The sequence below is a fragment of the Gammaproteobacteria bacterium genome, assembly GCA_016199745.1.
Lineage (GTDB): Bacteria > Pseudomonadota > Gammaproteobacteria > Acidiferrobacterales > Sulfurifustaceae > JACQFZ01.
In genome coordinates this window covers 249,594-270,760 of record JACQFZ010000048.1, presented here as the reverse complement: position 1 = coordinate 270,760, position 21,167 = coordinate 249,594, and the positions used below count along the sequence as shown (strand labels likewise).

At 59.3% G+C, this 21,167-nt stretch carries 24 protein-coding genes and 1 pseudogene; 17 read left to right on the top strand and 8 right to left on the bottom strand.

The genetic code is table 11. The features are described from left to right. Window positions 1-46 precede the first annotated feature (46 nt). The 5 genes from ntrB to HY308_12555 all read left to right on the top strand — a co-directional run bounded on the left by ntrB (window position 47) and on the right by HY308_12555 (window position 4,202). Window positions 47-913, top strand: coding sequence for a nitrate ABC transporter permease (gene ntrB, locus HY308_12575; protein ID MBI3899113.1), 867 nt, complete (start codon window positions 47-49; stop codon window positions 911-913). A gap of 44 nt (window positions 914-957) precedes the next feature. Continuing rightward, the gene (locus HY308_12570) at window positions 958-1,716 is read left to right on the top strand and encodes an ABC transporter ATP-binding protein (GenBank protein MBI3899112.1); all 759 of its coding nucleotides are present in this window, start codon (window positions 958-960) and stop codon (window positions 1,714-1,716) included. 190 nt (window positions 1,717-1,906) lie between these two features. Beyond that, window positions 1,907-2,491, top strand: coding sequence for a transcriptional repressor NrdR (nrdR, locus tag HY308_12565; GenBank protein ID MBI3899111.1), 585 nt, complete (start codon window positions 1,907-1,909; stop codon window positions 2,489-2,491). Window positions 2,492-2,517: 26 nt separating this feature from the next. After that, a complete protein-coding gene (gene ribD, locus HY308_12560; GenBank protein ID MBI3899110.1) occupies window positions 2,518-3,585 on the top strand; it encodes a bifunctional diaminohydroxyphosphoribosylaminopyrimidine deaminase/5-amino-6-(5-phosphoribosylamino)uracil reductase RibD in 1,068 nt (355 codons plus the stop codon). Between the two features lie 8 nt (window positions 3,586-3,593). Then, window positions 3,594-4,202: a riboflavin synthase gene (locus HY308_12555; protein MBI3899109.1), complete on the top strand. Its 609-nt coding sequence runs from the start codon at window positions 3,594-3,596 to the stop codon at window positions 4,200-4,202. Here the strand turns inward: HY308_12555 and HY308_12550 are convergent. Next, window positions 4,188-5,477 carry a serine/threonine protein kinase gene (locus HY308_12550; GenBank protein ID MBI3899108.1) on the bottom strand — a complete coding sequence of 430 codons (1,290 nt, stop codon included), beginning with the start codon at window positions 5,475-5,477 and terminating at the stop codon, window positions 4,188-4,190. The genes HY308_12555 and HY308_12550 overlap by 15 nt on opposite strands. Window positions 5,478-5,686: 209 nt before the next feature. Between HY308_12550 and ribB the strand changes: the two genes are divergently transcribed. The 10 genes and pseudogenes from ribB (at window position 5,687) to HY308_12500 (ending at window position 11,900) form a co-directional block, all read left to right on the top strand. After that, complete coding sequence (ribB, locus tag HY308_12545) at window positions 5,687-6,844, top strand: 3,4-dihydroxy-2-butanone-4-phosphate synthase (protein ID MBI3899107.1); 1,158 nt, start codon at window positions 5,687-5,689, stop codon at window positions 6,842-6,844. Window positions 6,845-6,887: 43 nt separating this feature from the next. Next, on the top strand, window positions 6,888-7,364 hold the full coding sequence (locus HY308_12540) for a 6,7-dimethyl-8-ribityllumazine synthase (GenBank protein ID MBI3899106.1): 477 nt from the start codon (window positions 6,888-6,890) through the stop codon (window positions 7,362-7,364). A gap of 4 nt (window positions 7,365-7,368) precedes the next feature. Next, entirely contained in the window at window positions 7,369-7,824 is a 456-nt protein-coding gene (gene nusB, locus HY308_12535) for a transcription antitermination factor NusB (protein MBI3899105.1), read from the top strand. Between the two features lie 30 nt (window positions 7,825-7,854). Beyond that, window positions 7,855-8,823: a thiamine-phosphate kinase gene (gene thiL, locus HY308_12530; GenBank protein ID MBI3899104.1), complete on the top strand. Its 969-nt coding sequence runs from the start codon at window positions 7,855-7,857 to the stop codon at window positions 8,821-8,823. Next, window positions 8,816-9,232 (top strand): HIT family protein, encoded by a 417-nt coding sequence (locus tag HY308_12525; protein ID MBI3899103.1) that lies wholly within the window; start codon window positions 8,816-8,818, stop codon window positions 9,230-9,232. The genes thiL and HY308_12525 overlap by 8 nt, the downstream gene beginning before the upstream one ends. Before the next feature lie 51 nt (window positions 9,233-9,283). Continuing rightward, the gene (locus HY308_12520; protein MBI3899102.1) at window positions 9,284-9,694 is read left to right on the top strand and encodes a DUF1499 domain-containing protein; all 411 of its coding nucleotides are present in this window, start codon (window positions 9,284-9,286) and stop codon (window positions 9,692-9,694) included. Continuing rightward, window positions 9,691-10,362, top strand: a complete 672-nt coding sequence (gene tsaB, locus HY308_12515; protein MBI3899101.1) for a tRNA (adenosine(37)-N6)-threonylcarbamoyltransferase complex dimerization subunit type 1 TsaB — start codon at window positions 9,691-9,693, stop codon at window positions 10,360-10,362. Before HY308_12520 ends, tsaB begins: the two co-directional genes overlap by 4 nt. Before the next feature lie 71 nt (window positions 10,363-10,433). Then, on the top strand, window positions 10,434-10,811 hold the full coding sequence (locus HY308_12510) for a hypothetical protein (protein MBI3899100.1): 378 nt from the start codon (window positions 10,434-10,436) through the stop codon (window positions 10,809-10,811). A gap of 45 nt (window positions 10,812-10,856) precedes the next feature. Then, entirely contained in the window at window positions 10,857-11,684 is an 828-nt protein-coding gene (locus tag HY308_12505) for a polyphosphate kinase 2 family protein (GenBank protein ID MBI3899099.1), read from the top strand. A gap of 114 nt (window positions 11,685-11,798) precedes the next feature. Then, window positions 11,799-11,900 (top strand): annotated as a pseudogene (locus HY308_12500) (superoxide dismutase). Window positions 11,901-12,033: 133 nt separating this feature from the next. Here HY308_12500 and HY308_12495 read toward each other — a convergent pair. Both HY308_12495 and ccsA read right to left on the bottom strand, forming a co-directional pair. Then, entirely contained in the window at window positions 12,034-13,332 is a 1,299-nt protein-coding gene (locus tag HY308_12495) for an HlyC/CorC family transporter (protein MBI3899098.1), read from the bottom strand. Window positions 13,333-13,412: 80 nt separating this feature from the next. Further along, window positions 13,413-14,225: a cytochrome c biogenesis protein CcsA gene (gene ccsA, locus HY308_12490; protein MBI3899097.1), complete on the bottom strand. Its 813-nt coding sequence runs from the start codon at window positions 14,223-14,225 to the stop codon at window positions 13,413-13,415. A gap of 67 nt (window positions 14,226-14,292) precedes the next feature. On the opposite strand from ccsA, the gene ffh reads away from it, so the two are divergent. Both ffh and HY308_12480 read left to right on the top strand, forming a co-directional pair. Beyond that, window positions 14,293-15,645, top strand: coding sequence for a signal recognition particle protein (gene ffh / locus HY308_12485; protein MBI3899096.1), 1,353 nt, complete (start codon window positions 14,293-14,295; stop codon window positions 15,643-15,645). Window positions 15,646-15,721: 76 nt separating this feature from the next. Further along, complete coding sequence (locus HY308_12480) at window positions 15,722-16,195, top strand: Rsd/AlgQ family anti-sigma factor (protein MBI3899095.1); 474 nt, start codon at window positions 15,722-15,724, stop codon at window positions 16,193-16,195. Window positions 16,196-16,242: 47 nt separating this feature from the next. On the opposite strand, the gene HY308_12475 is transcribed toward HY308_12480, so the two are convergent. The 5 genes from HY308_12475 to gph form a co-directional block, all read right to left on the bottom strand. Further along, window positions 16,243-16,986: a YciK family oxidoreductase gene (locus HY308_12475; GenBank protein MBI3899094.1), complete on the bottom strand. Its 744-nt coding sequence runs from the start codon at window positions 16,984-16,986 to the stop codon at window positions 16,243-16,245. Between the two features lie 32 nt (window positions 16,987-17,018). Further along, window positions 17,019-17,897, bottom strand: coding sequence for a squalene/phytoene synthase family protein (locus tag HY308_12470; GenBank protein ID MBI3899093.1), 879 nt, complete (start codon window positions 17,895-17,897; stop codon window positions 17,019-17,021). 40 nt (window positions 17,898-17,937) lie between these two features. Further along, window positions 17,938-18,912 carry a diguanylate cyclase gene (locus HY308_12465; protein MBI3899092.1) on the bottom strand — a complete coding sequence of 325 codons (975 nt, stop codon included), beginning with the start codon at window positions 18,910-18,912 and terminating at the stop codon, window positions 17,938-17,940. A gap of 203 nt (window positions 18,913-19,115) precedes the next feature. Then, entirely contained in the window at window positions 19,116-20,498 is a 1,383-nt protein-coding gene (gene rmuC / locus HY308_12460; protein ID MBI3899091.1) for a DNA recombination protein RmuC, read from the bottom strand. Further along, on the bottom strand, window positions 20,488-21,156 hold the full coding sequence (gene gph / locus HY308_12455; protein ID MBI3899090.1) for a phosphoglycolate phosphatase: 669 nt from the start codon (window positions 21,154-21,156) through the stop codon (window positions 20,488-20,490). Before gph ends, rmuC begins: the two co-directional genes overlap by 11 nt. Window positions 21,157-21,167: the final 11 nt, after the last annotated feature.

Below are 21,167 nucleotides of genomic sequence, written 5' to 3'. Positions count from 1 at the left end.
TGCTCAGGCCGAGTGCGGAAGGAGAAACCCGATGAGCGTGGTGCCGATGAAGAAAGAAAAACCAGCGATGCTGGCGGCGGCGATAGCCGTGGCCAACGCGAGATCCGTGCCGTTGATGACACCGGTCACTGGCCGTTCGCGTGCGTCGGTAGCTTGGCAGAGCGTGCGCCGTCACGTGGTGCCGCCGGTTCTCGGCCTATTGTTGTTCACGCTGTTGTGGGCCTTGATCGCCGGGCAGACCGAGTTACCGGGACCGGTGAAGACATGGCAGTCGGCGGTGGATGTATTCCGCCACCCGTTTTATCAAAACGGTCCGAACGATCAAGGTATCGGCTGGAACGTCCTGCATTCGCTCACACGCGTCGGTATAGGGTTCGGTCTGGCGGCGTTAGTCGGCATACCGTGCGGATTTCTGCTCGGTTATGTCGAATTTCTGCGGAAGATGGCGGCGCCGATCGTTAGCCTGTTGCGGCCGGTGTCGCCGCTGGCATGGTTACCGATAGGACTGTACGTGTTTAAGCAGGCGCAGCCGGCGGCGGTTTGGGTGATCTTCATTTCCAGCGTCTGGCCGATGCTGCTCAACACCGCCACCGGCGTTATGCAGATGCCACAGGATTACCTCAACGTCGCTCGTGTGTTGAAGTTGCCACCGTGGACACTGTTCAGCCGCATTCTCTTCCCGGCGGTATTGCCGCATGTGCTCACCGGCGTGCGCTTATCGATCGGCGTCGCGTGGTTGGTGATTGTGGCGGCCGAGATGCTGACCGGCGGCGTCGGTCTCGGTTTTTGGGTATGGGACGAGTGGAACAACTTGAATGTGGAACACATCATCATCGCCATCTTCGTTGTCGGCGTCGTCGGATTGTTGCTCGAGCAAATGATTTTGCTCGTCGCCCGTCGTTTTCGCTATTAGGAGGAACAACCGTGGAACGGTACGTGCAAATCGAGAACGCGCATATGGTGTTCGATACCCGCGGCGGGTGTTATGTCGCCTTGTCCGACGTCAATCTGAACATTCGTCAGGGTGAGTTCGTTTCGATCATCGGTCATTCGGGTTGCGGCAAGTCGACATTGCTGAATTTGGTCGCCGGACTGATCGAACCTACCAGCGGTGTGTTGCTGTCGGGCGGTCGTGAAATCGCCGGCCCCGGGCCGGATCGGGCGGTCGTGTTCCAAAACCATTCGTTGTTGCCGTGGCTGACTTGCTTCGGCAACGTTTATCTTGCGGTCGAGCGCGTGTTCGGTCAGACCGAAAGTAAGGCCGACCTGAAACGACGCACGCGCGATGCGTTGGCGTTGGTCGGGTTGACCGACGCCGAGCAAAAATATCCGCATGAAATTTCCGGTGGCATGAAGCAGCGGGTCGGCATCGCCCGCGCGCTAGCCATTCAGCCGAAGGTATTGCTGCTCGACGAGCCGCTCGGCGCGCTCGATGCGCTGACGCGCGCTAATCTTCAGGAAGAACTGATGCGTCTGGTCGACAAGGTCGGCACGACCACAATGATGGTGACGCACGATGTCGACGAAGCGGTGCTGTTATCCGATCGCATCGTCATGATGACCAACGGCCCGGCCGCGACCATCGGCAAGATATTGGAAGTGCATTTGCCGCGGCCGCGTCGGCGAGTGGAGCTAACGGAAGACTCGACCTACAACGGTTATCGTCGCGAGGTGTTGAAGTTTCTGTACGAGCAGAAAGATAAAGCGGTCGCTTAAGCGGCAAGTTTGGAAAATGGGTGGGGCAAAGTATAGCTCCTACCCCTACATTGCACGATCGGAGGTTCCAGGCTCGAAAATTGCCATTTTTTGCCTGGCCGGCAAGACTCCAGACGTGACCAGCCCTTGCGCATTGGCCCCCGGCCGATTACGTTATCCCGCATTATTCTCACGAAAGCAGCTCTATCGCATGCGTTGCCCGTTTTGCTCTGCCGATGAAACCCGCGTAATCGACTCGCGCCTGACCGAGGAGGGTGATTCTGTGCGCCGTCGGCGCGAGTGCGAGGTCTGTGCCGAGCGCTTCACGACCTTCGAACGTGCTGAGCTGCGCTTGCCACAAGTCATCAAGTCCGACGGTCGGCGCGAGGCATTCAACGAAGCGAAATTGCAGGCCGGCCTGTCGCGGGCGCTGGAAAAGCGGCCGGTGGACGCGGCTGCGGTCGAGGCCATGCTCGGCCGCATTCGTCACAAGCTGATCGCCTGCGGCGAGCGTGAGGTGGCAACACGGCGGATCGGTGAATGGCTGATGGAAGAGCTGCGCGAGATCGATCCGGTCGCCTATGTGCGTTTCGCCTCGGTCTATCGCAGCTTCCAGGACGTCGATGCGTTTCGCGAGGAAGTGCAGCGATTGCAGAGCGAGCCGCCGTCGGAGTCGCGCCGCAAGCAGTTGCGCTTACTGCCGGAAGAACCGGCGGATAACACCGAGACTGACACCCATACCAATACCGACGCGCCGCGCCGCGGCCGGCGCCCCGCCAGCGGTCGCAAGCCATGAACTTTACCGTTGCTGACACGCGCCACATGGCGCGCGCGCTCGAGCTTGCGCAGCGTGGGCTTTATACCACCGATCCTAATCCGCGCGTCGGTTGCGTCATCGTCAAAGACGGCATTGTTGTTGGCGAAGGCTGGCACCAACGCGCCGGCGAAGCGCATGCCGAGGTACACGCGTTGGCCGCCGCCGGTGAACGGGCGCGTTCTGCCGATGTGTATGTGACATTAGAACCGTGCAGTCATACCGGGCGAACCCCGCCGTGTGTCGACGCCTTAGTGCGCGCCGGCGTGCGGCGTGTGATCGTTGCCACCGGCGATCCAAATCCGCGCGTGAATGGCCAAGGGCTCGAGCGCCTGCGTGCTGCCGGTATTTCCGTCGACGTTGGTCTTTTGGTGGCGCAAGCGGAATCGTTGAATTCGGGTTTCATCAGTCGCATGCGCCACGGCCGGCCGTATGTACGTCTTAAGATCGCCGCTAGTCTCGACGGACGTACCGCGCTGGCGAGCGGCGAGAGTCGTTGGATCACGGGTGCAGCGGCGCGCGCCGACGTGCAGCATTGGCGTGCACGCAGCTCGGCGATCCTTACCGGCATCGGCACCGTATTGGCGGACGATCCGGCGTTGACGGTGCGCGATTTCGATATCGGTCGGCAACCGCTGCGTGTAGTCGCCGACAGCAGCTTGCGCATGTCGACGACGGCGCAAATGTTGCGTTTGTCCGGACCCACGTTGATCGCGACGACGAGCGTTAACGACGACCGAATCGCGGCATTGACCGGCGCCGGTGCCGAGGTCGTGTGCCTGCCGGCGGCGGATAAAGTCGATTTGGCCGGTGTCATGCGGTTGCTCGCCGAGCGTCAAATCAATGAACTGCTAGTTGAGGCGGGCCCGCACTTGTGCGGTGCGTTGTTAGCGCAAGGGCTGGTCGACGAATTACTGATGTATTTCGCGCCGCACTTGCTGGGCGATGCCGGACGCGGCATGTTCCACTTGCCGTTCATTACAAGTATGACCGACCGCGTCGCACTGGAAATTATCGATACACGTGTCGTTGGTAACGATTGGCGCATTCGCGCGCGGCCGACGACGAACAACTGAGGCAAAGCATGTTTACCGGTATTGTCGAAGCAGTGGGTGTGTTGCGTACGATCGAACGGCGTGACGGCGATGTGCGCGCCGTTATCGGTGCCGGCACGCTCGATCTGGCGGATGTGAAGATCGGCGACAGCATTTCCACCGGCGGTGTTTGTTTAACGGTTTCCGTGCTGACGGCCGATTCCTTCGAAGTCGATATTTCCGCCGAGACGCTGGCGTGCACGACCTGGAATCAACGTCGCGTCGGCGATCGGCTCAATTTGGAAAAAGCATTAGCCGTCGGTCAACGGTTAGGGGGTCACTTGGTTTCCGGCCATGTCGACGGAATCGGCACACTCGAGGCGCGAACCGCCCAAGACCGCTCGATCGTGATGCGGTTTGCGGCGCCGCCGGCGTTGGCACGCTACATCGCCGAGAAGGGATCGATTTGTATCGACGGCGTGAGTCTCACGGTCAACCGAATCGACGGTGCACGGTTCGAAGTGAATTTGGTACCCCATACGCTGGAGGTAACGACGCTCGGGCAGCTACAAGGCGGCGATGCGGTGAATATCGAAATCGATTTGATTGCGCGCTATTTAGAAAGGTTGCTCGCCGGCGGCGTTTCACTTCCCACGTAAATTTTCATCGCGCTGTATGCGCTGTTCTGTTGCGGCGTGGGCGGACGATGTTGCCTTGCGTTCGGCTCTGATCGGCGTCGGTTTCGGTGCGACGGCGGCAACGAGCCTACTGCGTGCGCGGGCCGGTTGGGGTGTCACTGGTGTGTTGGCAGGCGCGAGCTCGGCAGTTGCCGTTTGCGGCGATGGGCTGCTACGACCCGGATAGAGCCCAAGCAGATAGAGTAGAGCGCACGCCGCCGCTACTAGCAGCAAATCCACAGCGAAGCCGGCCAGCACGCGTCGACCCGAATCATGCGACTTCGACAGCACCGGCACCGGGCCATAAGCGTTGGCCGGTAACACAGTATCGATCAGTCGATCGTGGGTAAGCCCGAGCTTGGCCAACGCTAGGCGGAATTCAGCAGCGCTGCGATATCGCCGTTCAGGTTCTTTCTCGATGGCCTTGAGAATTACGCGCTCCAGCGCCGGTGGTAATGACGGCTCCAGCTTGCTCGGCCGCGGTGGTAGCTCTTGCACATGGGCATGCATCAGCGCGTAGTCGGTGTGACGTTCGAACGGCAAGCGGCCGGTGACGGCCTCGTACAGGCTGACGCCAAGCGTATAAATATCGGAGCGAGCATCGACCGGCTGGCCGCGGACCTGCTCCGGCGAAATGTAGAGCAGGGTGCCGACCATCGTTCCCAGGGGATATACATCGTGGTCCGGCAGCTTGGCCACGCTGAAGTCCATGATCTTTACTTGCCCGCCGGTCGTGATGAATAAATTGCTCGGTTTGAGATCGCGGTGGACCACGCCCATCTCGTGCAAATGTGCCAGGCCGCGCAGTGCTTGATCGAAGATGCCAATCGCTTGGTCGGCCGGTAGTACGCCGCGCGACTTTAGGCGTTGCTCGAGCGTTTCGCCCTGGCTGTATTCGAGCACCAACACCGCGGCGTTCGGCGTTTCGAGCAATGAGTAGAGCGTAATGACATGTGGGCTGCGCAACCGCGCCTGTGCTTGGGCCTCGTTGCGGAAGCGGTTGAGCGCCTCGGATTGCTGGCAATAGGGTTTGGCCAATACCTTGAGCGCCACTTCACGGTCGAGCTCGGTATCTTGTGCCCGATAGACCAACACCATGCCGACCCCGCCGAGTTGGCTTAGGATCAGGTAGCGATCGAGCCGGGTGCCGGGCTCAAGTGGCGTATCCAGGCCGGTGTCATTGGCGTGCGCTGACGTAAGCAAGCCCCGGCGTTCGGCGCGGCGATCGTCCAAAATAACGGTATTGGCAATTTGCATTTTTGGGTGCGCCATCCCTGGGTCTACGTTTATCTATATAATGGCCGAGCCATCCTGTCGCCGGCCCCCGCGTGAGAATATAAATATAGATGATGCGGGCGCATGTACGTCGGGCGCGGACCGAAGCGGAACAGGGGGGGACATACAGATTTTGGTAAGTTTTCTCAATAGAATCAGTCATAATCGCGCATTCATTCGACAAATTTCTCATGGCAATCAGCCCGATTAAAGAGATTATCGACGAGCTCAAACGCGGCCGAATGGTCGTCCTGATGGACGATGAGGACCGCGAGAACGAGGGCGACCTGCTGGTCGCCGCCGAGCATGCCGGAGCCGATCACATCAACTTTATGGCCAAATACGGCCGCGGCCTGATTTGCTTGACCGTTACCGCCGATCGTTGCCGGCAGTTACAGCTGCCGTTGATGGTCAGTGACTCGCACCTGCGGCGTTCGACCAATTTCACGGTGTCGATCGATGCCGCCCACGGCATCACCACCGGCATTTCGGCGGCCGACCGCGCGGCGGCCATTAGTGCCGCCATCGCCCCGAACGCCAAACCGACCGATCTCGTTACCCCCGGCCATATTTTTCCGCTCATGTCGCAACGCGGCGGTGTGTTAGCGCGTGCCGGTCATACCGAGGCCGGTGTCGATTTGGCCCGACTCGCCGGCTTAGCGCCGGCCAGTGTGATCTGCGAGATTCTTAATGAAGATGGCACGATGGCGCGGCTACCGGAGCTGGTCGATTTCGCGCGCGTGCACGGGCTTAAGATCGGCACGATCGCCGATCTCATTCGTTATCGCATGGAGAACGAATCGACCGTGCAGCGCGTCGTCGAGTGCGCGCTGCCGACCGAGTTCGGCGAATTCCGTGCGGTCGCTTATCACGACGACATTGGCAACGCGGTGCACTTAGCGCTAGTTAAAGGCGAGATTAAGCGCGAGCAGCCGACGCTGGTGCGCGTGCACGTACAGGAGAGCTTGCTCGATTCGGTGACCGTTGCGCACCGGAGTGGCAGCGCCTGGTCGCTGCACGATGCTTTAGCGCGCGTGGCGCAAGAGGGCGCCGGTGTCATCGTTATCTTGCAGCAGACGGAAGCGCCGGAACGGTTGATCCAGCGTTTGCGACATTTTCAGGACCGCAGCGAAGCCGTAGAATCGCGCCTCGCGTCGGAGCGGCAAGAGGTCCGTACTTACGGGCTCGGCAGTCAAATTCTTTCCGATCTCGGTGTTGGCCGCATGCGCGTGCTCGGCCACGTGATCAAGACGCCGGGATTGTCCGGCTTCGGGCTTGAGATCGTCGATTACGTTGAAGAACCCGGCAGTGCCGTCAATGACGGTGCGCGGCGTACGCGCAACGGCTGATCGACGTCGTTCCAACCATTCTGTAGCTAATAGGTAAAGCCGAGTGAGCAATATCAAGCTGATTAAAGGCGAGCTAGCCGCACAGGCGGGGCGCTTTGGCATCGTCGTCGCCCGTTTCAACGCTTCCATCACTGAACGTTTGCTCAGTGGGGCGATGAACGAGCTCGTGCAAAACGGCGCCGACGCACGTGCGATCCACGTTGTTGAAGTGCCGGGCGCGTTTGAAATTCCGTTGGCGTTGGATGCGATGGCGGAATCCGGCAAGTACGATGCGTTGATCGCCCTCGGTGCCGTAATTCGCGGCGAGACCGCGCATTTCGAATATGTTTCCGCCGAGTGTACACGTGGCATCGCCGAGGTGAGCCGGCGGCATAGCTTGCCCGTTGTTTTCGGCGTGTTGACCGTCAACACCGACGAGCAAGCGATCGAGCGTGCCGGCGGCAAGGAAGGGAATAAAGGAGCGGAGGCGGCGTTGACCGCGATCGAGATGGTCAATTTGCTGAAGAAGCTGCGTGCTTAACGTTATGACAACCAAAGCCTCTGGCGGATCCAAAGGCAGCCGCCACAAGGCGCGGCGTTCCGCCGTGCAAGCGTTGTATCAGTGGCAGTTGACGCAGCAAGCGCCGGCCGAGATCGAGAGCCACTTCATTCTCGATGAGCACCAAACGGACGCCGATGTCGATTATTTTCGGCACTTGGTACGAGAAGTTCCGCGGAATCTGCAAAAGCTCGACGATCTCCTGGCGCCGCATGTCGACCGCAAGCTCGCCGATGTCGATCCGGTGGAACGGGCGATTTTGCGTATCGGCGCGTTCGAGCTCGAATTCCATCCGGAAATTCCTTACCGCGTCATCCTCAACGAAGCGGTCGAGCTGGCCAAGACCTTCGGCGCCGAGCATGGTCACAAATACGTCAACGCCGTGCTCGATCGCGTGGCGCTTGCGCTACGCGCGCAAGAAGCCGGCCCGCCGCCTGCCTAACGAATTCGTACAGCGTAGACGGAATCTGCGATGACCGAATTCGAGCTGATCCGCCGTTACTTCGCTTCGCAACCCCTTGCTCGCAATGATGTGCGCGTCGGTATCGGCGACGACGCTGCGGTATTCCATGCGCCTACCAATAACGATACGGTCATTACCAGCGACGTACTAGTCGCCGATGTTCATTTCTACGCCGATGCGGCGCCGGAGGCGATCGGCTACAAATCGCTGGCGGTGAACATCAGCGACCTGGCCGCGCTCGGCGCCGAGCCTGCCTGGTTCTTGCTCGATCTAACATTGCCGGAAGTTCGACCGGCATGGTTGGAGAAGTTTGCGAGCGGCATGTTCGAGCTGGCACAGCGCCATCGTATGCAGTTGATCGGCGGCGATACGGCGCGTGGTCCGTTATCGATCGCTATTACCGCCGTCGGCTTTGTGCCGTATGGTAAAGGCTTGCTGCGCTCGGGTGCGCAAGTGGGCGACGACGTCTATGTTACCGGTGCGCTGGGCGATGCGGCATTAGCGTTGGCGCATCTGCAGCATAAACAAGAACTGACCGCCGCCGAACGTACCGCCGTCATTCAGCGACTCGAACGACCGACACCGCGCGCCGCCGAAGGGATCGCGCTGCGCGATCTTGCGGCGAGTGCTATTGATGTTTCCGACGGCTTACTCGCCGATCTTGGACACATATTAACGGCGAGCAACGTTGGTGCCCGTTTGCAGCTCGATACGATTCCGCTGTCGGCAACGTATCGCGCGCAGCTGCCGGCGATAGGCTGGGATTACGCGCTTGCCGGCGGTGACGACTACGAGCTTTGTTTTACCGCCCCCGCGGCGAACGCGGCGGCTATCCATTCACTGGCGGAGAAGCATTCATTCGCGTTGACCAAGATCGGTGAGATCACCGCTGCGACTACGCTCGAATTGATCGACTGCAACGGTCAACCGTATGTTCCCAAGAACAAAGGACACGACCACTTCGCCAGTCATGACTGAGACGACCACCTGCTTGCTGTGTCAGCCACAGCGCGAACAAATACTGTGGCGCGATTCGCGCTGCCGTATCATCGGCGTCGGTGACGCGGATTATCCCGGGTTTTGCCGCGTTATTTGGCAGCAGCACGTACGCGAAATGTCCGACCTTTCGACCGAGGATCGGCAGCATATATTGCAGGTCGTCAATGGGGTCGAGGAAACGTTGCGCGCTGTGTTGCGTCCGGACAAGATCAATCTCGCGTCGTTCGGCAACCAGATCCCGCATTTGCATTGGCACGTCATCCCGCGGTTTGTCGATGATCCGCATTTTCCCGACCCTGTCTGGGCGGCTCGCAAACGCGACGGGGCACGGCGGAGTGTCGATTACCGGCTGTTGACCGATGAATTCACCCAGCGATTGCGTCGTTGAATGAAATCCAGGTTTATTTCTGTTGCAACGTTCCTATGTCTGGTGCTGATCATGCCTTCTACTAAATCGTCTGCCGCCGCCGTAACCCTCGGCGTAAACGACGGTCGTCTCGCGGCGTGCCCAGCGTCGCCCAATTGCGTTTCCAGTCAGGCCGCCGATGCTGAACACTCCATCGAGCCGTTGGCATATGTCTCGTCGCCGATGGAAGCGCGGACTCGATTAAAGCAAGTGATTGCGGCAATGCCGCGCACGCGCCTGGTTAGCGAGACCGATAACTATCTGCATTATGAATTCACGACCCGCATTTTGCGCTTCGTCGACGATGTCGAATTTTATTTCGACGACAACGCTCGCCGCATTCAGGTACGTTCTGCCTCGCGCGTCGGTCACTCCGATTTTGGCGTCAACCGTAAGCGCGTCGAGACGGTGCGCCGCGCCTTCATGGCCGCCGTCGCCCCGTGAAGTTGCTCGCTTTCGATACCGCGACTGAAGCCTGTACCGCGGCGTTGTGGCTCGACGGCAAAATAGTCGAGCGTTTCGAAAGCGCCACGCGCCACGCCGAGCGGTTGTTGCCGATGATCGAGCAGCTGTTGGCCGAGGCCGGACTGGCGTTGACCGCCCTCGATGCCGTCGCCTTCGGCCGCGGTCCCGGTTCATTCACCGGCCTGCGCATTGGCGCCGGCGTCGCTCAAGGCATCGCCTTCGGCGCCGATCTACCGGTGGTACCGATCTCGTCGCTGGCCGCGCTCGCACAGACAGTCGATGCGCCGAAAGTGTTGGCGGCGCTCGATGCGCGCATGGGGCAGGTGTATTGGTGCTCATACCTGCGCGATCAGGCAGGTTTAGTCGATGCTGTCGGTGCGGAATGCGTGGTTGCGCCGGGGGATATTCCCTTGCCGCTCGGGAACGGTTGGACCGGCGTTGGTCCCGGCTGGGGAGCCTACGACGTCCAGTTGCGAGAGCGCATTGGCGCGGGCTTGAGCCATTCGCTTCCTGAGATATTTCCCCATGCGAGCGCAGTCGCCGCGCTCGCCGTCCGCGATTTTGCCGCCGGCAAAGCGGTCGCGCCGGAGCTCGCGTTGCCGGTCTATATCCGCGATGAAGTCGCCGTTAAACAGAAGGGCAATTGAAATGCACTACCGGCGTATAAAGCCTGATGCAATGACGACAATTAAATTTCAATCGGTGAAGGTTAAATAGGATGAAAACTAAAACAACGAAAAATTCATTGGGTGTTATCGGCGTAATCTTGGGCATGATCGCTCTCGGTGTGGCGCTGGTTCATTCTTGGGTAGGACCGATCGGCCCGAAACCGTCGCTCGAAGAAGTCGTCGCCCAAAAAGCCGAACAGCTTCGCGATTCGGTCGCGGCGATATTAAACGGTGAAGACCCGAAAGTGTCGCGTCCTGTTAGCGTAGACCGAGCGGTAACGATTGCGACAGTCATTGCCGGTTTTCTCGCAATTGTTTTCGCGGTGGTCTCTTTCATCCGCAGGGAAGATAAAAGAGTTTGCGGCAGCGCCGCATTGCTGGGCGGCGCGGCATTGGTCGTGCAGTACCTATTGTTTTCACCGCATTGAGATGCGGTAACGGCCCGGCAAACGACGATATAGCCGAGGAGCTCTATGTCACTCGCGATCAAGATTCCGGCCGATAAAAAGCTGAAGCTCGACGATTACGATCCGAACGACACCGTCGGTATCGATAAAGACGTCGGCCGCGAACGATTTGCCGAGCTGGCGGTGGAGCTGGGTGAAATTCAAGAAGAGCTATTTGCTGCCGCTCAGCACTCGGTGCTGATAATACTTCAGGGTATGGACACCAGCGGTAAAGACGGCACGATTCGCTCGGTGTTGCAGCAAGTCAATCCACAGGGCTGTCGGGTCGAATCGTTCAAGGCGCCGACGCCCGAAGAACTGGCGCATGATTTTTTGTGGCGCGTGCATAACGTAACGCCGCCGAAAGGAATGTTAGGCGTATTCAATCGTTCGCACTACGAAGATGTGCTCGTGGTTCGTGTGCACGAGTTAGTGTCGAAGGATGTGTGGGCAGCGCGCTATGCACAGATCAATCACTTCGAATCGTTGCTAGCGGCCAATCAAACCATCGTTTTGAAATTCTTTTTGCATATCAGCAAAGACGAGCAGGAACAGCGTCTGCGCGAACGCGAACAGCAGGCGACCAAAGCATGGAAGCTTTCTGCCGGCGATTGGCGCGAACGCGAGCATTGGCACGAATACATGGCGGCGTACGAAGACGCCCTCAGACGTTGTAGTACCGACGTTGCGCCGTGGCACATCGTGCCGGCGAACAAGAAGTGGTATCGCAACCTGGCCATCAGCGAAACGGTGGTGAAAACGTTGCGGCACTACCGATCGGAATGGCGCACGACATTGGACGCCATGAGTAAGGCACGTTTGCGGGAATTGGAGGAATTTCACCGGCAGCGCTGACGCCTATCGCCGCGGCTGTTGTAAGGGAGACACATCTACAGGTCTTGCCGGGTTGCCGGTCGCGGAACCCACACACTACTATCGAAACTCTTCGACGGGAAAAGGAGCTTCACCGTGAACCAGTACATCCTGCCTGATTTACCGTACGACTACGATGCGCTCGAGCCGCACATTGCCGGCGAGATCATGCGGCTGCATCACGACAAGCATCATCGACAAGACCAAATTTTTGGAGGCGGTCTGGAATTTGTGAAACTGGGATGACATCGCTACGCGCTATCTGGCCGCACGCAATGTCAATCTCGGGCTGATGCAAGGCGTACCACAGGGACGGCGTATGTAGCCGTCGCTAAGTCGTCGGCTGTTCGGAGCTCGAAGTTGCGGTTGCCGACATCGGTCGAATGCGCGCAACGTCGACCGTGGTACCGCGAATGCGAATGATCTCGACCATATAACCATTGAGCATCAAGCTGGTGCCGGGCTCGGGAATATCTTCCAGATATTCGAGAATGAGTCCGTTGAGGGTGCGCGATTCCTCGGTCGGAAATTGCCAGCCTAAGCGGCGATTGAGATCGCGCAACGACACGCTGCCGCGGACGAGATAGGTGCCGTCTTCTTGCGGCTGGACTTCCTCCGGTTTACCGACAGCGCCGATACTGAAGTCACCGACGATCTCTTCGAGGATGTCGTTCATGGTCACGAATCCTTGAATATCGCCGTACTCATCGACCACGAGACCGACGCGCCGTCGTGCCTGCTTGAAGTTCAGCAACTGCTTGTGCAACGACGTATCCTGTGGCACGAAGTACGGCTCGACCAACGCTTGCTGGAACGATTCTTGGTCGAGACGGCCGTCGCGCATGAGGTTAAGTACCTTGCGCAAATGGGTCATGCCGATCACGTTATCGAGACTGCCGCGGTAAACCGGCAGGCGCGTGTGATGACTCGCTTTCAATTGTTCGACGACGTCGTCCCACTCGGCGTCGAGGTTGATCCCTTCGATGCGCCCGCGCGGAATCATGACGTCCTCGACCGTGATCTTTTCGAGCTCGAGGATCGCCAGCAGCATGTCTTGGTGCGCTTCCGGGATCAGCACTTTGGCCTCAAGAATGATCGCCTTGAGCTCCTCGGGGCTCACTTGCTCCACCGGTCGCGCGCGGACATCGACGCCCATGAGCCGCAAGATGCCGTTAGCGATGCCGTTGATGGCCCACACGAACGGATAAATGATCCACAGCAACGGCCGCAAGATGAATGCGCTCGGAAAAGCGATGCGTTCGGGGTGGAGCGCCGCGAGTGTCTTCGGCGCCAAGTCGGTGAAGATCAATACGACCAAAAGAATGATGGCGGTGGCGATGGCAATCGAGCTTTCTTCGCTACCCCAAACACGAATGACGAGGACGGTAGTGAGCGCCGAGAACAAGGCGTTGACGGCGTTGCTGCCGAGCAGGATGGTGCCGATCAATCGGTCGGGACGCGCCAGCAATCGTTGAGCAATCTTGGCGCCAAGATGGCCCGACGCCGCCAAGTGTCGCAACCGGTGACGGTTGAGACTCACCATGGCGATCTCCGAGGCCGAAAAAAAGGCGGACAGCAGAACTAAGAAAATTAGCGCGCCGAACAGTACGCCTAACGGGATATCGCTCAAACTGCATCGCCTCGTAGGTTAATGGCGTGATTCTACATCCGCCGGTCCGCTTCCTCTAACTGAGGGAAAACCCGCGAGATTCAACGATGCAGGATGACTTGGAGAACGAATTTGCTGCCGAAATAACCCAACACCAGCAGCGTAAAGCCGCCGAGCGTCCAGCGGACCGCTTTACGTCCACGCCAGCCGAAGCGCCAGCGTCCGAGCAACAATACGGCGTACACGACCCAGCCGAGCGCCGCCAGCACGATGTGGTGCGTCAATTTGAACGGTGTGCCAAAGACCGATTCGGAGAAGAACAAGCCGCTTGCCAGCGTCAGCGTCAGCAACACGAAGCCGAGCGCGATCATCTGGAACATGATTTCTTCCATCGCCTGCATCGGCGGCAGCGCGCGTACGAAGCCGTCCGGATGTTTGTGCTTCAGCCGATTTTCTTGCGCCAGCAGCATAAGGCTTTGTACCGCCGCTAAGCACAGCAGGCTGTAAGCCAGAAACGACACGACGATATGGATGACTTGCGGGCGGGTAGAGAGGGTAACGGGAAGCTGTACCGGCCACAGCCATTCGATCAGCATCATCAATGCCGTCAGCGGCATGATAATCGCTCCCAGATTATCGACCGGTCGCGATAATGACGTGAGCAAATATAAGCAGGCGACTACCCAAGCGACCAACGAGAACGCACCGGACAGCGATAGATTAAGCCCTGGTGTCGGTTGTGGCTGGCCGTACAGCACGATGGCGTGGCCAGTGACGGCAATGAGCCCGAGACCGAGCAGCGCCATTCGCGTCTTACCGGTGGGGGCTTCGCCGCGCCACAGTCGTTGCGCGAGCCAAACCCCGGTCGCGAGGTAGAGTGTGATAGCGAAGAAATTCAGCAGCGGATTGGTCATAATAGCCGCCGCATCATGGCATAGGCCTGGCTTGCTTTGAAGTACAGGAAACGGAACGCGACAACGTATGTTCGATAATCTCAGTCAACGACTCCAACAGACCTTTAAACGCTTGCGCGGCCAGGGACGCCTGACCGACGACAACATGCGCGAAACGCTGCGCGAAGTGCGCATTGCGCTACTCGAGGCGGATGTCGCCGTGCCGGTGGTCAAACAGCTGGTCGATCGCGTGCGCGAACGTGCCGCCGGCCAAGAAGTTTTGACCAGCCTCACGCCCGGGCAGGCGCTGGTAAAAGTAGTGTATGACGAGCTGGTCGAGTTGATGGGCAGCGCCAACGACGGTCTCGACCTGGCGACACGGCCGCCGGCGGTTATCTTGATGGCCGGTCTGCAAGGCGCCGGTAAGACGACGACGACGGCAAAGCTGGCGCTGCGGTTGCGCGAGCGTGAGAAAAAATCGGTGTTATTGGCCAGCGCCGACGTCTATCGACCGGCAGCGATCGATCAATTACGCAAGCTCGCGCAAACCGTCAACGTCGAATTCTTCGAGAGCACGCCGCAGCAGGCGCCGGTCGACATCGCCCGTGCCGCGGTCGAAGCCGCGCGCCGCAAATTGATCGACGTCGTATTGATCGATACCGCCGGCCGGCTGCACATCGACGAATCGATGATGAAAGAGATCCAGGCGGTGCATAGCGCCATCCAGCCGGTCGAAACGCTGTTTGTTGTCGACAGCATGGCCGGCCAAGACGCGGTCAATGCCGCGCAAGCGTTCAACACGGCGTTGCCGCTCACCGGCGTGATTCTTACTAAGGCCGACGGCGACGCGCGCGGTGGCGCAGCGTTATCGGTACGACAAGTCACCGGCAAGCCGATTAAGTTCCTCGGCGTCGGCGAGGCCGCCGACGCGCTCGAACCGTTTCATCCGGCGCGCATCGCCTCGCGCATCCTCGGCATGGGCGATGTGTTGACGCTGGTCGAGGATGCACAACGCACGGTCGATCACGATAAAGCCGAACAGCTTGCGGAAAAGTTGCGCAAGGGCAAAGGTTTCGACCTGGAAGATTTTCGCGATCAGCTAATTCAGATGGAGCGCATGGGCGGTATGTCGAGCCTGCTCGATAAGCTACCCGGTATTGGTCAGCTACCGGCGGCGGCACGCGAGCAGGCGAACGACCTGCAGACTCAACGGCTGGTTGCTATTATCAGCTCAATGACACCGCAAGAACGGCGTACGCCCGATGTCATCCGCGGTTCGCGTAAACGCCGCATCGCCGACGGCTCCGGCACGCAGGTACAGGACGTCAACCGATTGCTCAAGCAGTTCGACCAAATGCAGCGAATGATGAAGCAGTTACGGAAGGGTGGTCTGCAGCGAATGCTGAGTGGCATGCGCGGGCGGTTGCCGGGAATGCCGTGAAATCCCGGTTGAAGCCATTCCCTTAAAAAGGGTATAGTCGACCAACCTTTCCTTACCGGGATTGTGCAACCGAACCATGACCCAAAAAGCCGAAGACAAAACCGAAGCCGACCGCCGCGACGACGAACGCCGTCGCGGTAGCCAGGACTCCATCACCAAGATGGTGGAGGAGCGCGCGCAAGTGCTGTCGTTGTATTGCCGCCTCGCCGGCCTCGAACCGTATGCCGACGGTAAGCATCGACCCGATCAGAAAATGTTGCAGGAGTTTTGTCAGATCTTGGTGGACTACATCGCTGCCGGTCATTTCGGTTTGTACGAGCGCATCATCAATGGCACCGAGCGTCGCCGCGAAGTTTCGACACTGGCACAAGAGCTTTACCCGCGTATTGCCGATACCACCTCGCTAGCGCTCGACTTCAACGACAAGTATGACTGCGGCGACCACTGCGATTTCTCGGAAGCGTTTCAAGCCGATCTTTCCCGCCTTGGGGAAGAGCTGGCGGTTCGTATCGATCTCGAAGACAAGCTAATCGCTCGTCTGGTTTCTTAAGTAAAGTTGTTCGAAGAAGGGCGGGCCGTGATGCGGCCCGCCCTTTTTTATTTTTCCGCTGTGAAGGCGCGTCCCGATACCCCACGACTTGCCGGCCCCAGTAGATAAAGATACGTACTCATGATGTCCGCCGCCGGCGGATGCGCCAACGGGTTCTCGGCAGGATAGGCTTGCGCACGGAAATCGGTACGCACCGCGCCGGGGTCGAGCGTGTTCACGCGCAGCGTCGTGTTCTGTGCGACTTCGTCCGCCAGTGTTTGCGCCAAGCCTTCGAGCGCAAAACAGGCGGTTGCGTAAGCGCCCCAATAGGCGCGGCTCTTGCGGCCGACGTCGGCAGTCGTGAAGACGATCGATGCGTCACTCGATTGCTTCAGTAGCGGCAGGCACGCGCGCGTTAGCAGGAAGGCGGCGTGCAAATTCACTTGCAGCACCTGGTTCCATGTTTGCCACTCGAAGTGCTCGACCGGGGCGAGGGCACCGAGTATCGCCGCATTGTGTAGTAGGCCGTCGAGGCGACCGAACTCTTGGGCAATGGTTTGCGCTAGGCCATCGTACTCTTCGGGCGCGGCACGCAAAAAATCCAGCGTCAGCATCGCCGGTTGCGGCCCGCCACCTTTCTCGATGTCGTCGTAGACGCGTTCGAGCTTGCTCAAGGTTTTGCCGAGCAGAATGACGGTGGCGCCATGGCCGGCAAAGGTGGTAGCGGCGGCGCGACCGATGCCGCCGCCGGCGCCAGTGACTAGGATAACTCGACCGGCAAGGGCGTCGGCCGGGGCAACGTACGATGGCATGGGTTAAAGCTCCGGTAATGATTATCTGGATTCTAAACGGTGTGGCGGTGACGACGCTCGCGCCGGTAGCTGCGCCAAGCGATCCATAGCTGGCGTAACGGTGTCAACTCGAGCCGTTGCCCGAGGACACGGTAGGCGTCGTTGCGGATTTCCGTCAGCAGGACACGCGCGATCTCGGCCGCAATGAGTAGCGGCGAAAGTGCCGTCCGATCACAGGTTGCTAGCGCCGCTTGCACCCGCGTGATTTCATCGAGCAAGCGCGTTATGGAAAACGCCATCATTTGCACGAACGCGTCGCTACTACGACCAGCAAAAATATCGTCGTCGCGTACGCCAAAGCGTGTCATGTCGTTCAGCGGCAGCGTCAGCAGCCCGCGACGGGCATCGGCACCAACGTCGCGCAGCAAAATGGCGAGCGCCTGTATCGTGCCGAGCTCAATGGCGTGTGCGGGCGTCGACGGATCGCGGTAGCCGCAAATGTTTGCCAACAGCAACGCTACGCGGCCACGCGTGCGGGCGGCATGCAAGTGTAGATCGGCGAACGAGTCGTAGTGGGAAGCGCGTGCGTGCCGCGTTAGCTCGTCGACGATTTCGATGAAGGGTGTTTCCGGCAATGCATAATTTTTGATCGCCGGTGCCAGTGCGATCGCGACCGGATGCCGCGGCCGGCCGGCAAACATGCTATGTGCCTCATCGTGCCACCACGCGAGCTTCGCACAAGCAATGTCGACGTCGCTGCATTCGATCGGAATTTCGCTGACTTCGTGCCAAAAAGCGTACAGCGCTATCGCCGCCGTACGGCGTTCGGGCGGCAGAAATAACACGCTGTAATAGTCGCTGCGATCGCGTTGCAGGATTTTTTGCCGACAAAGCGTATTGAGGTCGGTGGATGGCGCCGCTGAAGCTTGCATGCCGGTAGGGTACAACAGAAAAACGCCGAAGCGTGAATGACTACGATGCCGCGAAGTTGGCTTTGCCTTCGTTGTTTACGCAAATACGGTTGCGGCCGTTCTTTTTGGCTAGGTACATGCGTTGATCGGCGACGTTCAACAGCTGGTCGAGCGTGTCGGTTTGCTCGACGTTATAGGAAGCGACGCCGATGCTAAGCGTGAGGATGACTTGTTGATCCTCGACCGCGAACTGCTCGCGTTGTACGGCCGCACGAATTCGTTCCGCCAATACTGCGGCGCCGAGCCGATTGGTATCGGGTAGCAACACGGCGAACTCTTCACCGCCAGTGCGGGCAACGGTGTCTTCGGTGCGGGTCATCTGCGACAGAATATGCGCCACTGTCACCAACGCTTCGTCGCCGGCCTGATGACCGAAGCTGTCATTGATACGTTTGAAGTAGTCGAGGTCGAGTACCAGGATCGACAAGTCGGTGCCGTAGCGCCGTGCCATGGCGAGTTGACGGCTGCCGTTGTCGAAGAACGCGCGCCGGTTTTTTAGTTTCGTCAACGGATCGGTCGTCGCCTGCTCGGCGAGGGCGCGCCGGCTGGCTTCGAGCTCGCGGATCGTGTGCGCCAGCTTGTGGTGCACGTGCACGCGCGCTTGTAGCTCCATCTCATCGATCGGTTTGGTGATGAAATCGTTGGCACCGTTCAAGAACGCGAGGTTGCGATCGGTGGTGTCGTCGGTGGTCGTCATGACGATCACCGGCAGATTCTTGAAGCGCGGTTCTTCGGACTTGCGGATTCTTACCAGCAGCTGATGACCCGTGAGCCGTGGCATGTTGATGTCGGTGATGACGAGCTCAATCTCGGTACTCTTTTGCAGTAACTCCCACGCCTCGATACCGTCTTTGGCATGCAGCAGCCGATAGCTACCGGCCAAATATTTAGACAACAGCGCAGCGGTAGTGGGGGAATCTTCCACTAGCAGTATGGACGGAGCGAACGTTTCCTTGGCAGGACCCAAATTAAGCATCGCGAAAGCGCCTTTTTGACGCCTGTTTTCTTTCCTTAATATAGCATTGGTGCGACGGGAACCAGGGCATTAATGGTGTCTCCATTTCCTTATGGGTTGGGCTGAGCCAGGGTGGCTATTCCTGCGGTTTGGTGCGCGTTTTCAGCTCGGCGGCGACGATCCTTCGCCAGCGCCCTGGCCATTCTGCCAGGGGGTACGGCCAATTATTGTGCCTCGCCGTTGTCGGCGAGATCGGTCAATAGGACCTGCGCCTCGGTATCGCTGAGCTGAGTGACACCGCGCAGCTTGCGTTCGATTTGCCGGGTCCGAACCTCGGCGGCGCCGATTGAGTTGCTGGCTTTGTCGAGCTGGTCTTTGGTTTTGGCGAGCACGTCGCCGAATTTACCGAACTCGGTTTTCACCGCGCCGAGCAGTTGCCAGACCTCGCTCGACCGCTTCTCGATTGCGAGCGTACGGAAACCCATTTGCAAGCTATTCAATAGCGCTGCCACGGTGGTCGGCCCGACGATGATCACGCGATATTCGCGTTGGACAAAATCGGATAGCCCCGGCCGGCGCAGCACTTCAGCGTAGAGCCCTTCGGTAGGCAGGAACAGCAATCCGAAGTCGGTCGTGTGCGGCGGTGCGATGTACTTCTCACAAATGGTTTTGGCTTCGAGTCGAATGCAGCTCTCGAGATCCTTGGCAGCAATCTCGGCGGCAACGGCATCGGCGCGGTCTTGCGCATCGAGCAGGCGTTCGTAGTCCGCGCGTGGAAACTTGGCATCTATCGGCAACCAAAAGGGTTGGTCATCGCCAACGCGGCCAGGGAAGCGCACGGCGAACTCGACACGCTCGGCCGAGCCCGGTTTGGTCGCGACATTCTTGGCGTATTGATCGATCGTCAAGATTTGTTCGAGTAAATTTTCGAGTTGTACTTCGCCCCAAATACCGCGGGTCTTGACGTTGGTTAGTACCTTCTTGAGATCGCCGACGCCGGCGGCAAGCGTTTGCATCTCGCCCAGGCCTTTATGTACCGCCTCGAGCCGTTCGCTCACGAGCTTGAAGCTTTCGCCTAGGCGCGTCTCCAACGTTTGGTGCAGCTTTTCGTCGACCGTGCGTCGCATTTCTTCGAGCTTGGCGGCATTGTCGGTCTGCAGGTCTTTGAGCTTCGCTTCGAGTGTCGCCCGTACTTCGCCGAGCTTGCGTTCATTGGCCTCGGTCAGCGCCGTCAATTGTTGCTGCACGCCGTCAGCGAAACGCTTCAACGCCGTCGCACTTTCTTCGCGATTGGTGCGGGCGTCAGTCTGCACCGCCTCGCGCAGCTCCATCAGACGCTGTTGGTTACCGTCGGTGAGCTTGCTGATTTGATCGCTTTGCAATTTGGCGATGTCGGCAATTTGTGTGCCGACAGTGCTCTGGAACCGCGTCAGGCCGTCAGCGAACTCGGTGCGACCGACGCGCGCCGATTCATGGATGTCGCTGCGTAACGTTTGTTCGAAGCGCCCGTTGTCGTCGTCCGAGCGGCGGCGCAATAACAAGATTTGCAAGACGATGACGATCGCCAGGCCGATAATTAATAAGCCGGTGATAGCGTTAATGGCCATCGATCCACTCCAATATTTCCAACGGCGCCTGCACCATGCCGTCGGCACCCCATTGCGCCGGTGACTCATCGGCGCCGATATAGCCGAACAGGGCGACCAAGGTTTTCATGCCGGCGTCGCGGCCCGCTTGAATGTCGCGCTCGGCATCGCCGACGTACAGACATTCGGCGGGGCGCGCGTCGGCAAGCGTACAGGCGTGCAACAGCGGTTCCGGGTGTGGTTTGCGGTTCTGGGTGGTGTCGCCGCTGACGACGCATGCCGGCGGATGCACGAGATTGAGTTGCGCGACCAGCGGATCGGTGAGGAAGCCGGGTTTATTGGTGACGATGCCCCAGCCGATGTCGCGGCGGCGTAGCGTCGCCAGTAACTCCGGGACGCCGGGAAACACCCGCGTCGCCCGGCACACATCGGCGGCGTAGTACGACAGCAGCCGCGAGCGCAACTCGGCGAAGTCGACATCGTTCGGTCCTTTGTTGAAGCCCAAGCGGATGAGGGCATTGGCGCCGTGCGAGACCCACGGGCGGATGGTGGCGAACGGCAGCGGCGCACGGCCTTCGTCGGCGATAACTTTGTTGAGCGCGGCGGCGAGATCGGGCGCGGTGTCGGCGAGCGTGCCGTCGAGGTCGAACAGGACGGTGCGGAGCTTATGAACGTTCATTTATTTTCTCT